At 57.6% G+C, this 12015-nt stretch carries 11 protein-coding genes and 1 tRNA gene; 5 read left to right on the top strand and 7 right to left on the bottom strand.

Translation table 11 applies throughout. The annotated features are described in order from the left end of the window. Positions 1-44: 44 nt before the first annotated feature. On the bottom strand, positions 45-509 hold the full coding sequence (locus GFN93_RS08415; protein ID WP_194285775.1) for an Imm26 family immunity protein: 465 nt from the start codon (positions 507-509) through the stop codon (positions 45-47). Positions 510-728: 219 nt separating this feature from the next. Between GFN93_RS08415 and mutS the strand changes: the two genes are divergently transcribed. Both mutS and fdxA read left to right on the top strand, forming a co-directional pair. Continuing rightward, positions 729-3281 carry a DNA mismatch repair protein MutS gene (mutS, locus tag GFN93_RS08410; protein ID WP_153501901.1) on the top strand — a complete coding sequence of 851 codons (2553 nt, stop codon included), beginning with the start codon at positions 729-731 and terminating at the stop codon, positions 3279-3281. A gap of 234 nt (positions 3282-3515) precedes the next feature. Beyond that, entirely contained in the window at positions 3516-3851 is a 336-nt protein-coding gene (gene fdxA, locus GFN93_RS08405; protein WP_153500508.1) for a ferredoxin FdxA, read from the top strand. Positions 3852-4487: 636 nt separating this feature from the next. On the opposite strand, the gene GFN93_RS08400 is transcribed toward fdxA, so the two are convergent. From GFN93_RS08400 to arsS, 4 genes are all read right to left on the bottom strand, one after another. Next, positions 4488-4802, bottom strand: coding sequence for an Hpt domain-containing protein (locus GFN93_RS08400; protein ID WP_235901742.1), 315 nt, complete (start codon positions 4800-4802; stop codon positions 4488-4490). Between the two features lie 134 nt (positions 4803-4936). Then, positions 4937-5563, bottom strand: a complete 627-nt coding sequence (locus GFN93_RS08395; RefSeq protein ID WP_153500506.1) for a TIGR04282 family arsenosugar biosynthesis glycosyltransferase — start codon at positions 5561-5563, stop codon at positions 4937-4939. 2 nt (positions 5564-5565) lie between these two features. After that, positions 5566-6243 carry a TIGR04283 family arsenosugar biosynthesis glycosyltransferase gene (locus GFN93_RS08390; protein WP_328594416.1) on the bottom strand — a complete coding sequence of 226 codons (678 nt, stop codon included), beginning with the start codon at positions 6241-6243 and terminating at the stop codon, positions 5566-5568. After that, complete coding sequence (arsS, locus tag GFN93_RS08385) at positions 6240-7196, bottom strand: arsenosugar biosynthesis radical SAM (seleno)protein ArsS (protein ID WP_153500502.1); 957 nt, start codon at positions 7194-7196, stop codon at positions 6240-6242. The genes GFN93_RS08390 and arsS overlap by 4 nt, the downstream gene beginning before the upstream one ends. Before the next feature lie 252 nt (positions 7197-7448). Between arsS and GFN93_RS08380 the strand changes: the two genes are divergently transcribed. Further along, positions 7449-7525: transfer RNA gene (locus GFN93_RS08380), tRNA-Arg, on the top strand. A gap of 108 nt (positions 7526-7633) precedes the next feature. Beyond that, positions 7634-7810: a PLDc N-terminal domain-containing protein gene (locus GFN93_RS08375; RefSeq protein ID WP_153500500.1), complete on the top strand. Its 177-nt coding sequence runs from the start codon at positions 7634-7636 to the stop codon at positions 7808-7810. Here GFN93_RS08375 and GFN93_RS08370 read toward each other — a convergent pair. Together GFN93_RS08370 and GFN93_RS08365 are read right to left on the bottom strand one after the other, a co-directional pair. After that, positions 7767-8501 carry an START domain-containing protein gene (locus tag GFN93_RS08370; RefSeq protein WP_153500498.1) on the bottom strand — a complete coding sequence of 245 codons (735 nt, stop codon included), beginning with the start codon at positions 8499-8501 and terminating at the stop codon, positions 7767-7769. The two genes, GFN93_RS08375 and GFN93_RS08370, sit on opposite strands and share 44 nt — an antisense overlap. A gap of 145 nt (positions 8502-8646) precedes the next feature. Then, complete coding sequence (locus GFN93_RS08365) at positions 8647-10125, bottom strand: phospholipase D-like domain-containing protein (protein ID WP_235901740.1); 1479 nt, start codon at positions 10123-10125, stop codon at positions 8647-8649. Positions 10126-10503: 378 nt separating this feature from the next. Between GFN93_RS08365 and GFN93_RS08360 the strand changes: the two genes are divergently transcribed. Next, positions 10504-11862, top strand: coding sequence for a KamA family radical SAM protein (locus tag GFN93_RS08360; RefSeq protein ID WP_153500496.1), 1359 nt, complete (start codon positions 10504-10506; stop codon positions 11860-11862). The last annotated feature ends 153 nt before the right edge of the window (positions 11863-12015 follow it).

The following is a 12015-nucleotide window of genomic DNA, read 5'->3' as shown; positions in this document are numbered from 1 at the left end:
TGGATCAGTGTGACGCGCGTCACACAACCCCGAATCCCCCTCGCTCATACCAACTTAACGCTGAGCATGCTCACCCAGACATTTTCCCGCCCGTCCCGACAATCTTTCAACCGATCCTCGACGTGAGTCCGCTCCCATACTGAAGAACGTTCGAGACCAATACACTCTTCGGGTGATGCGCTGAATTCTTGGCCCTCTTCATTCATGACCACACATTGCTCCGGATACTGGATGTCCTGCCTGAAATTTCGGATATAGCCTTCCAGATGATTCTCCAGCGACACAGACCCCAGCTTTTCCCAGCGGCGTAACGCTGACCTGTGAACAACAACGGAAAAAGCGATGTCATGGCTGATGATCAGGCCCAGGTCATTCTCAAGGCGTTGTGTGAAAAAGTCGTAGAAGGCCACTCCATGTTCACGGATGCGTCCATAAGCAAAACCTCGATCATCAAGCGGTACGCCAACCACATCACCAGGCACCCAGCTGTGTGACTTCTTTCCAGACATTTCTTTTCCACTCCCATCCAGGTAAGGACAAACGAGCCTGCCCATAAGCAACATCACAGGACGTCCAACTCCAACAGTAAAGACGCCTTCCGGCAACTTCCCCTATTCTCTTTCTCCCCCCATGATTCCTTCCCCCAATCCCTATATCATCCCTCCTTTGATTTCTGTCACTGAAACCCCGGAGGAAGCGTGAGCGCGGACCTGAGCCAACATACGCCGATGATGCAGCAATTCCTTGCCATCAAGGCTGAACACCCGGATCAGCTTCTGTTCTATCGCATGGGGGATTTCTATGAGCTGTTCTTTGGCGATGCCCAGAAGGCCTCGCGGCTGCTGGATATTACTCTGACCCAGCGCGGCCAGAGTGCCGGCAAGCCGATTCCCATGGCGGGGATCCCTTATCACGCGGCGGAGGGTTATCTGGCCCGATTGGTGAAGCTGGGTGAATCCGTGGCCATTGCAGAACAGATTGGCGACCCGGCGCTGGCCAAAGGGCCGGTGGAGCGCAAGGTAGTACGCATCGTCACCCCAGGCACGGTCAGTGACGAAGCGCTTTTGGAAGAACGCCGCGACAATCTGTTGTGCGCGCTTTATGAAGACAGGGGCCTGTATGGCTGCGCCAGTCTGGATGTGGCAGCCGGCCGTTTTGTAGTAACGCAGGTAGAGGGTAGCGAGCAACTGCAGGCGTTGCTGGAGCGCTGGTCCCCAGCCGAGCTGCTTTACAGTGAAGACCGCACCTTGCCTGGTCGTTGGGCGGACAAAACCGGTAGTCGCAAGCGTCCGGACTGGGAGTTCGATGAAGAATCCGCCCGCCGCCAGCTGTGCCAGCAGTTTCAGGTGCAGGATCTGGCCGGCTTGGGCGAACCCACACAGGTAGCCGTCGCTGCTGCTGGTGCGCTGCTGGGCTATGCCAAGGAAACCCAGCGTGGTGAACTTCCCCATGTCACCGGGCTGACGGTGGAAAGCTTTGATGACACCGTGGCCATGGACGCCGCCACCCGTCGCAACCTGGAACTCACCGAAACCCTGGATGGCCAGGAGCAACACACGCTGGCGTGGGTACTGGACAGCACCAAGACCGCCATGGGCGCTCGCCAGCTGAAGCGCTGGGTGCATCAGCCCATGCGTAACCGCACGACGCTCCATCAGCGTCAGGACCAGATCGAAGCGCTGCGCCAGGGATGGTGTTTTGAATCCACCCGCGAGGTGCTCAACGACATCGGCGACATGGAACGGATCCTGGGCAGGGTGGCACTGCGCTCTGCCCGCCCCCGTGATCTGACTCGCCTGCACGCCAGCCTGAAATCGCTGCCAGCCCTGGTCGGCACTCTGCCCGCTTGCGATGCTTTTTATGAGTTGATCGAACGGATTGGCCAGTTCCCGGAACAGGTAGAACTTCTCGGCCGGGCGGTGATCGAGAATCCGCCCATGCTGATCCGCGACGGCGGTGTGATTGCCCCCGGCTACAGCCCGGAGCTAGATGAGCTGCGCTCCATTAGCGAGAACGCGGGTCAGATCTTGGTGGATATCGAAACCCGTGAACGCGAGCGCACCGGTTTCTCGACCCTGCGGGTGAAGTACAACAAGGTTCATGGCTACTACATCGAGCTGTCCCGCCGGGAAGCGGACGATGCGCCCGTGGATTACCAGCGTCGCCAGACCCTGAAAAATGCCGAGCGTTTCATCACGCCGGAACTGAAGGAATTCGAGGATAAGGCCCTGTCCGCGTCCAGCAAGGCGCTGACACTGGAGAAACGGCTCTATGAGGAGCTGTTGGAAAAAGTGGCCGCCGACCTGCATCCGCTGCAGCGCTGCGCCGCTGCCGTGGCCGAGCTGGATGTGCTGGCCGCCCTGGCCGAGCGTGCAGAGGCCCTCAACTGGGTGCGCCCCCAGCTGGTGGACGAGGAGGCCATTATCGAGATCGTGGATGGTCGCCACCCGGTAGTGGAACAGGTACTGGACGATGCTTTCGTGCCCAACAGCCTGCACCTGGATGATGCCCGCCGCATGGTCATCATTACCGGCCCGAACATGGGGGGTAAATCCACCTACATGCGCCAGACCGCCCTGATTGCCCTGCTCGCCCACCTGGGCAGCTGCGTCCCGGCGGCCAGCGCACGTATCGGCAACCTGGACCGCATTTTTACCCGTATTGGCTCCTCCGATGATCTCGCCGGTGGTCGGTCCACCTTCATGGTAGAGATGTCGGAAACCGCTAACATCCTCAATAACGCCACCGCCAAGAGCCTGGTGCTGATGGATGAAATTGGCCGCGGCACCAGCACCTTCGATGGCCTGAGTCTGGCCTGGGCGGCGGCAGAGCACCTGGCCCGCAACCTCAAGGCCTTCACCCTGTTCGCCACCCACTATTTCGAGCTAACCCAGCTGCCGGAGCAGCTGCCCGGCATCTATAACGCCCACCTCACCGCCAGCGAACATGACAACCGTATCGTGTTCCTGCATCGGGTACAGGAAGGACCGGCAAGCCGCAGCTATGGTCTGCAGGTGGCCCAGCTGGCCGGGGTGCCGGCGGGCGTAATTCAGCAAGCCGGTGAAAAGCTGCGCGAGCTGGAAGCGGGTCAGACCCTGACCGTGAACGATGCGCCGCCCACGGTGATCCCCGCTGCCCGCTCCCCGGCAGTAGCGCCAGCACAGGCGAGCCTGTTTGCCGAACCCAGCGCCGCCGAGCAGGCGCTGGCCGAGCTGGACCCGGATGATCTGACTCCGAAGCAGGCGCTGGAAGCGCTCTACACGTTGAAGGGGCTGGTCTAATACCGGCTCCCTTTCTGCGGGGCCCGGCTCGATTGGGCGGCCCCCGCGCAGGGAGAATAGCCCGGCTACGGTGTGCTTTACGGACAGGCCGGGCTATAACCTTATATCAAGTCTTCGTTTGCCTGCCTCAGGCCATACCGCTAGACTAGCGCCACCCCGAGTGAGACCGCATAAAAGCTGCTATTATCAGTGGCTTGATGCTGTACAAAACAAGACACCTGGCGAGGACAGGCTATGACGTTCGTAGTAGGTGAAAACTGCATTAACTGCAAACACACCGATTGTGTGGAAGTGTGCCCGGTAGACTGTTTCTACGAAGGCCCGAACTTCCTGGTTATCCACCCGGACGAGTGTATCGACTGTGCACTGTGTGAGCCGGAGTGTCCGGTTAACGCAATCTTTTCCGAGGATGAGCTGCCCGACGGTGAGCAGGAGTTCCTGGAAATCAATGCGGAACTGGCGGAGAAATGGCCGAACATTACCGAAATGAAAGATGCACCGGACGATGCTGAAGAGTGGGACGGTGTGCCGAACAAGCGAGAGAAGCTGGTTCGGGAGTGGGAAGGCTGAGGCCTTCCTTCTGTCAGTCTGCGTCTTGAGTTAACTCAGGCGCAGCACTCTGCAGCTTTTCTGCAGACAAAATAAAAGGGCGGCATCCTGCCGCCCTTTTTGCGTCGAGTCATCCTGACCCTTTTGCGCTCACCGTGACTTCCGTGTCTTGCGTTCCCTGCTTGTCCCTGTGCTCTTGTCCCTGAACACGCTTCCACTATATCAACGCGTTTTTAGCTTTTGGGTAAAAAAAAGATTAAAAGTATGGCGAAAAAATGCCCACCGAACGAAAAGCCATACTTTTCAATTAGTTAAATCTTTCCTTCGGGCAAAATCAGGGCAAATTGACGGGAATTTCCTACAGGTTTGTAAGAGATCTCTTACAAGAAAGAGTGACGTGGTTCCCCCTTCAGCCGCTATAGGCAGGGGTGGCTACACGCAGCCGGTAAAAGGCCGCCAAGTTTTTACAATTTCTCACCCGTTTTTACAGCAGCCCGGACCACTAATCGCTAGCATTAATCCTATGAGCTGAGGGTAACCCCAAGGCTCAGCCAGTATCCCCCCAAGGCGCTAGAAATAGCGCTCACAACCCCCCTCTTCCACCCCACTTTTGGAAGAGGGTTTTTTTTGTCCAGGTTGTTTCAAGCAGGGGCTAGCTCAAACGCTCTTGAGCGCCTCAGAAGCCTTCAGGAATGCGGACTCCAGCTTTTCCATCTCGGCGGGTGCCGCAGCCAGCTCCCCCCTGGAGGCCAGGGTCTCCAACGCCAGGCAGTAATCTCGCACCTGGAGAGCTCCCAGGTTACTGCTACTGCCCTTGAAAGAATGCGCTTGCGCTCTCAAGGCCTCCTGATCCTGACCGTCCAGGGCCACCTTCATGACCTGCAGGCGTTGCTGACCATCGCGTATAAACGATTCAACCAGAAGGGAAAAGTCATCGCCCATCACATCTTTCAGCTCTTCGACGATGTCCATATCGATTGTTTGGGTATCTGAGGCCTGCATAGCGTTACCGTCATCCTTTACGACTAGTTATTCTTCCATCTAGGAAATATATCTTATGTGCAGTAGTTCAGGTATTCGCACTTTTGGCTAGGAATCAGGCCCTTTTATCGCTGAATCAGACCTTCATCAAGCGCGCGAGCCAGATCGTCAGGCTCATCTACATCCCAAAGTGCCGGGAGAATTGCCACATCAGAGGTACGACCCAGCAGCGCCTCTCGACTGTCTGCCAGTGCATACTCCGTACCCCATTGGACCGCCTGGAATGGATTCCGTTTCCAGATCAGTGAGTGGGCACTGCCCAGCAGCACGTAGCCACCATCCTCACTGGCACCGAACACCACGTCATGGTGACGCAGGGCTCTCAACGCAGTGTCGAAATACTGGCGATCCAGCAACGGGCAATCGCTGCCCACCAGCAACACGCGCCGGTAATGCGCCAGGCCCTGACTGATCGCCCGAGACATGCGCTCGCCCAGATCATGCCCCTGCTGCACCCTGTAATCCCAGCCTCGACGGCGAGCCATGGCCGCCAGGGTAACGTCCGGTTGATCAGTCCACAGTTCAACATCACCGGGGAATGTCCGGGCCGCCTTCAGGGTACTCTCGAGCAGCTGACGATACACCCTCAGCGCCCCTTGCTCACCCGTGGCAGGTATCAGCCGGGTTTTCACCTTGCCCGGCCTCAGGGCTCGGGCAAACACAATGAGCAGGTCCTGTGTCGGCTCAGCCATGCTCAGCGCCCATAGTAATCCTGATGGAGTCTGGACGGATCTTCACCTCGCCAGTAACGCCAGCGAAGACGCCACATAAGCCAGACGGTGGTCCAGACGCCCCGCTGTTGCCAACGACGACTACTGGTGACCAATCGGGGGCGCAGGCAGCAGGGGCGAGCCTGCTTGCGCAGAGCGGTACTAAGGGCAATGTCTTCCATCAATGGCTGCGACGGGAAACCGCCCAAAGCCTGAAACACATCATGGCGAACGAAAATGCCCTGATCCCCGGTGGCAATGCCAGTGAGGCGGGAGCGGATATTCATCAGCCCTGCAATAATGGTGAACATGAATTGCTGGCCGGAAAGACGCACGTCAAAGCGCCCCCAGCGGGCGTTAGCTGGCAAGCTTTCCAGGGCCTTGCGGTGTGATGGCAACAGCTCGCTGTCCGCATGAACAAACCAAAGCCAGTTGCCGTTAGCCGCCTCTGCTCCCGCATTCATTTGCACCGCCCTGCCCGGCGGGGAATGCAGCACCACAGACGCAAATCGCGTGGCGATATCCGCACTGCCATCAGTGCTGCCGCCATCCACCACAATTAATTCGTCTACGTCTTTCAGTGCCCGGCGAACACTGGCCAGTACATCCGCCAGCTGGTGGGCCTCATTCAGGACCGGCACGATCACACTGACAGTGGTCACCCCAGCGCACCACCGCAACTGCTTCCGGCACCGGCTGTGCAGCCAAAGCAGTGATCTGCCACATACACTGATTCGCCTTCGAGATCCGCGTCCAGCAACGAGGAAAGATGCGGGTGCCGGGCATGGTTGCCCTGGGGCATGTGCAACATCTGGTTGAAGTCGCAGTCATACAGGTAGCCGCGATAATCCACGCTGATGGTGCTTCGACACATGACCGCGGGCAACGTCTGCTGATTGAAGTTGTCGCGCAGCAGCTGCATGTAGTCGTTGAACTGTTCATGGGCCAGGAGCACTGCGCCAAAACGACTGATTGGCATATTCGTGATCGTCAGCAGGCTGTTGAAACGCAGCCCGAAACGCTCGGCCAGTTCGCGCTTGTAGTCTGCCTCCAGTGCAGCCTGTGGCGGCGGCAGGGAGGGTCCGGTCGGGTTGTACACCAGGTCCAGTGTCAGGGTATCGCCATAGCCCAGGGCATTGAGTCGGCGAATGGCTTCCATGCTGCCCTGATACACGCCCTTGCCACGCTGCTTGTTGACGTTGTCTTCGAGATAACAGGGCAATGACGCGACGATATGAACTTGCTGCCCGGCAAGAAAATCAGCCATATCCTCGTAACCATCCTCAAGCAGCACGGTCAGATTACAGCGGTCGATCACTTCCACGCCGAGCTTGCGGGCTTCACTCACCAGATAGCGAAAATGGGGGTTCATCTCCGGCGCACCGCCGGTGAGATCCAGCACCTGAATACCCCGTTGACGAATCACCGCCAGCACCAGGTCTACGGTTTCCCGGTCCATCAACTCGGTGCGGGTTGGTCCTGCATTCACATGACAATGCACGCAACTGAGGTTGCACAGATACCCCAGGTTGACCTGCAGTATCGAGGTGGCTTGTCGGCGCAGTGCCGGGAAGTCGGTGCTGCTGCGCACCAAAAGATCATGGGTGTCCTGCATATCTCACCTACCAGAGTTTCCGCAATGCTACCAATTGGATGCGCAGATGTCGCAAAGGTTACGTGAAGGAGGAAGCGGGTTTCGCGTTTCGACAAAATGAAGACAGGCACGAAATAAAGCATGACGACTTTACTGAGGTGCCGGGGGATTGCGCTTGTGCTGCGAGCTGCCAACACAATTCTGTCGAAAAAATAGTCACCCGAGCCCCGAACGCTGGCACCATTGGCGAAAGTCCTTACAATCAGCACCCATGCCCCGGTAGCTCAGCTGGATAGAGCAAGCGCCTCCTAAGCGCTAGGTCGGATGTTCGAATCATCTTCGGGGCGCCATTTTCCCTTTCCCTCCCATACCCAAGCCGCCCCGATCAGGATGTCGGGATTTACCCACTTCTGCGGCTGGTCTACATTGGTAACGTCAAAAACCGGAGGAAAGGACGCATGAAACTACTGGGATTGTTACAGCTGGCCCTGGTGATCTATGCCATCGTCATGATCATTCAGTCATCCGCAGAAACAGGGGCAAAAGTGCTCTGGGGGCTGCTGGTACTCATCGTGCCGCTGATTGGCCTGATTATCTGGGCGTTGATGGGCCCGGGCTCTCCGCTGAAACGTTAGCCACGGACGCATCTTCAGCCTCGATCCAGCTTTTGGGCACTTCATAATAGCCGGTGTCCACGCCCTGGAATCGAGGCTGGTTGATGACACGGCGCAGGCGCTTGAGAGAGAAGTACGGAATATCACGCAGAATGATATTGGCAATCCAGGCAGGTATGGCGCCACCGGGATCCAGGATCACTTCGATGGTGACTTCCACTTCACCTGGTGCCACTGGCGAAAAGCGGTAATAGCCCTGCATCTGCGGCATGCGGACATAGCCCTTCTGCTCAGGCATACCCGGATTGAGTTCGATGGGCATCACCAGATCGTATGTCTCCGGCTCCTGATAGAACGACACGCGTAACGGTGCGTCACGGTCGCTGACGGGCCAGGGCAAACGGGTGGTGATATAAACGTCACGCTTGTCGTGGGCATAACGCTTTACATCACGGATCTCGGACACCATGTGCATGAAATCTGCGACTGCGGCGTAATCATCCATCAGCACACCAATGGCCTTGAAGTCATCCACTTTCATGCGGGCGATACCCCGAAAGGTTTTCAGCCGTGTGCTGTTCTCATCCTGCCGGAAGACCTTTACGCCATCGCGATCCGTTACCAGGATCCACGCCGGTTCCTCAGCGGCTGCGCTGGCATGTGCCATTACCGTCATTACTGACAGCAGGATAAGTGTGATGATTTTTTTCATTATTCGATCCGGTGCCCCTCGTCCATTCCCCCGAGCGGGAAGAGAACCTGCACGCACTCTAGCGAGACAGCCAGCGCGACGGAATACCATAGCGGCTGTAGCGTGACAGGCACCACAATAATCATGGCAAAGTGCCATGTATACCCTAAAGGTAGGGTTCCATCATGTGTGCCAGGGCATTACGCACCCGCCGCCAGGGGGCGATTTGCCTGAACCCTTCCACATCCAGGGGGGAGGCCACCATAATACGGCGGTCCACAAACTGGTCTACCCGCTCACAGAGTGAGTCGCTGTAGCACTCCAGATCAAATTCGAAATTCAGGCGCAGGCTGCGCGCATCCCAGTTACCCGAGCCCAGCATCACCCAGTGGCTATCCACCGTCATGACCTTGCTGTGATCGAAAGGGGCTGCGGACAGGTACAGCTGCGCCCCCTCTTTCACCAACCAGCTCAGGGCATGCAGGCTGGCCCAGTGCACCATGCGCAGGTTGTTCTTGCGGGGAATCACGATCTGCACCTCCACCCCCTTGAGGATGGCCAGTTGCAAGGTGGCCAACAGGGTCAGATCGGGCACGAAATAGGGCGTGACAATGCGGATGCGCTTCTCGGCACTGCCAATGGCCGCCAGCAACGTCAGGCGACGCTTGTCAAAGTCCGCGTCCGGCCCGGCACTGATACCCCGGGCCTGCACGTCTCCGCGCCGGGCCAGGCCGCTGTAGCTTGTCTCCAGCACCTCACCGCAGGTGAACACCCAATCCGCCGCAAAACTCCGCAGTAGTTGACCCACCACCGGACCTTCCACCCGGGCATGCAGATCCGTAATGGTGGGCGGAGACTGAATATAGCCCGCGCGTATATTCATGCCCCCGGTGAACGCCTGACGACGATCCACCACCATAAACTTGCGATGATTGCGCAGATTGATATAGGGCATCCGCCAGGGTGCCAGAGAATAGAGGAACCGTTGCACGAACACGCCGCGCCGCCGCAGTCGCCAGAACACCGACGGCAGGGAATACAAGGCCCCGACACCATCAATCAATACGCGTACTTTCACCCCACGCTGTACAGCACGCTCAAGCGCTTCACAAAGAGGCTTGCCCGCCGCGTCGTTGCCAAAAATGTAGGTCGCGAAATAGACGCTTTCCGTGGCGCTGTCGATGGCACTGAGCATGGCCCGCCAGGCTTCCGGCGCATCCATGGGCTCCACATGATTGCCATCCACCAACGGCAGATGGGTGAGACGCCCCACCAATCGGCTGAGTTCCTGCAAGTGGCCACAGGTTGGCACTGGCTCTGCGGCTACCCGCCAGCCATCCTCGCTATCAATCAAACCACCGGTAAGCTGCCTGGCCCGGCGGCGTATACGGTTAACGCCGAGAATGAAATACAGAATCGCCCCCAGCACCGGCACCAGCCATACCAGGCCGGTCCAGGCAGCGGCAGCACGAGCGTCACGCTTGTTCTGGGTCACGTGAACCGTGACAGTAATGGCCAGACCAATGCTGATGGCAGCAGCAATATGAGGCCAGAACGGCTCCAGCCGATCTACCCAATCATTCCACCCCTGATGCCAGTCGCTGATCCAGACGCCCATCTCACTCCAGTCCCTGATCCCTGCCAAGCACGGCCTCTTTGGCGGGCCGGCATTCCAGCCAACATAGCACAGAAGCCCGGCGAAACGGGAAACCGAACCCCATGAAATTTCTAGGTTTTTTGCGAATCAGGTCGCCATTCAGTAGAATGCGACCTCTTTGGGTAAAGCGTGGCCTTCAAACTGGCCGTGATCGATGTCCCCTATGGCTGGACATCGTTGTTACCCAAATCCTTCGCGTCCCCCGTTGGCGCGCGCATGAGCCCAGCGCTCTTTTTCAGCGGCTGCCGCCGCTGGCCATCTGCATTTCCCAATAATCTTGCTGGTTTAGGCAGCCAGTGTTCCGGTGTTGTGGCGTTGCTATCAACGTTCCAGAGCCCGCATCGGCACATGAGGAGGAACATCACAATGCCCGAGACCAATACGGTTATCCCCCTGCATCAGGTTGAGGCGCAGCCATTTGATGAGCCACGCCGCTTCAAGGTGTACACCGCTCGGCAACTCGACAAGATCGAGCCGCTTGCCCGTCTTGATGAAGAGACACGCTTCGCCATGGAGGTAGTCGCCAATGTGCTGCCGTTCCGGGTGAATGAATATGTGATTGATGAACTGATCGATTGGGACAGGGTCCCGGATGATCCGATCTACCAGCTCACCTTCCCCCAGAAAGACATGCTCGCACCTGAACACTTCGAACGGGTCGCTACCGCCATGCGCGGGGGGGTCAAAGCCGACATCAAGGCGGTGGTCAGGGAGGTACGCGAAGCCCTTAACCCCCACCCCGCAGGCCAGCTGGAACACAACATGCCAGAAGTAGACGGCGAGAAAATCGATGGCATCCAGCACAAGTACAACGAAACCGTACTGTTCTTCCCCAGCCAGGGCCAGGTCTGCCACAGTTACTGCACTTTCTGTTTTCGCTGGGCTCAATTCATTGGCGACAACGATCTTAAAATCGCCGCCAGGGAAGCCGGGCAACTAAAGAAGTATATTCAGGCCCACCCGGAAATTACCGATGTCCTGATCACCGGTGGCGACCCGCTGGTGATGAAAACCAGAAACCTGCGTGCACATATTGAACCGCTGCTACAGCTGGAGCAGGTTCGCACCATCCGTATCGGCTCAAAAGCACTGACATTCTGGCCCTACCGGTTTGTTTCCGATGATGACGCCAAGGATCTTCTCGACCTGTTTGACGATGTCCGTGCCAGCGGCAAGCATCTTGCCCTGATGGCGCATTACAACCACTGGCAGGAACTGGAAACCGATATCGCCAAAGAAGCGATTCGTCGGGTGCGTGCCAGCGGCGCGGTCATTCGCTCACAAGGCCCGCTGCTTGCCCACATCAACGACAATGCCGATGACTGGGCACGCCTCTGGCAAACCCAGGTGGAGCTGGGCATTGTTCCCTACTACATGTTTGTGGAGCGGGATACCGGGGCACGACATTACTTTGAAGTCCCGCTGGCCAAAGCCTGGACGATCTACCGCGATGCCATGAAGCAAGTTTCCGGAATTGCACGAACCGCCCGCGGCCCGGGCATGTCCAGCCACCCGGGCAAGGTGGAAATTCAGGGAGTGACTGAAATTAACGGCGAGAAAGTGTTCGCTCTGCGGTTTATTCAGGGCCGAAACCACGATTGGGTTCAGCGTCCCTTCTTTGCCAAATACAACCCGGACGCCACTTGGCTCAACCATCTGGAGCCAGCCTTTGGCGAAGACCAGTTTTTCTTCGAAAAAGAATTAGCCGAACTGGAAAAGCAGTAACACGCCTTTTGCAGCAACGCCCCGCAATATGGGGCGTTTTTGTTGATACATCCTTCACGGTTTTTCATCACTCTGGATGGAACTTTTTCAGCCAGTGAGCTATTACTAAAGAGCCTTTGCTGTCTTGCCCGGTGAAGGCACCCTATTTTCTGA

This window comes from Alcanivorax sediminis, from assembly GCF_009601165.1.
GTDB lineage: Bacteria > Pseudomonadota > Gammaproteobacteria > Pseudomonadales > Alcanivoracaceae > Alcanivorax > Alcanivorax sediminis.
The sequence above is the reverse complement of the archived record's forward strand: the minus strand, read 5'-3'. Positions and strand labels throughout refer to the sequence as shown.

What these genes read in the sequence shown, in the direction of transcription:
- arsS (WP_153500502.1), bottom strand. Translation starts at nt 7,196, where the DNA reads ATGCAGGACACCCATGATCTTTTGGTGCGCAGCAGCACCGACTTCCCG.
- mutS (WP_153501901.1), top strand. Translation starts at nt 729, where the DNA reads ATGATGCAGCAATTCCTTGCCATCAAGGCTGAACACCCGGATCAGCTT.
- GFN93_RS08360 (WP_153500496.1), top strand. Translation starts at nt 10,504, where the DNA reads ATGCCCGAGACCAATACGGTTATCCCCCTGCATCAGGTTGAGGCGCAG.
- fdxA (WP_153500508.1), top strand. Translation starts at nt 3,516, where the DNA reads ATGACGTTCGTAGTAGGTGAAAACTGCATTAACTGCAAACACACCGAT.
- GFN93_RS08415 (WP_194285775.1), bottom strand. Translation starts at nt 509, where the DNA reads ATGTCTGGAAAGAAGTCACACAGCTGGGTGCCTGGTGATGTGGTTGGC.
- GFN93_RS08370 (WP_153500498.1), bottom strand. Translation starts at nt 8,501, where the DNA reads ATGAAAAAAATCATCACACTTATCCTGCTGTCAGTAATGACGGTAATG.
- GFN93_RS08400 (WP_235901742.1), bottom strand. Translation starts at nt 4,802, where the DNA reads ATGGACATCGTCGAAGAGCTGAAAGATGTGATGGGCGATGACTTTTCC.
- GFN93_RS08395 (WP_153500506.1), bottom strand. Translation starts at nt 5,563, where the DNA reads ATGGCTGAGCCGACACAGGACCTGCTCATTGTGTTTGCCCGAGCCCTG.
- GFN93_RS08375 (WP_153500500.1), top strand. Translation starts at nt 7,634, where the DNA reads ATGAAACTACTGGGATTGTTACAGCTGGCCCTGGTGATCTATGCCATC.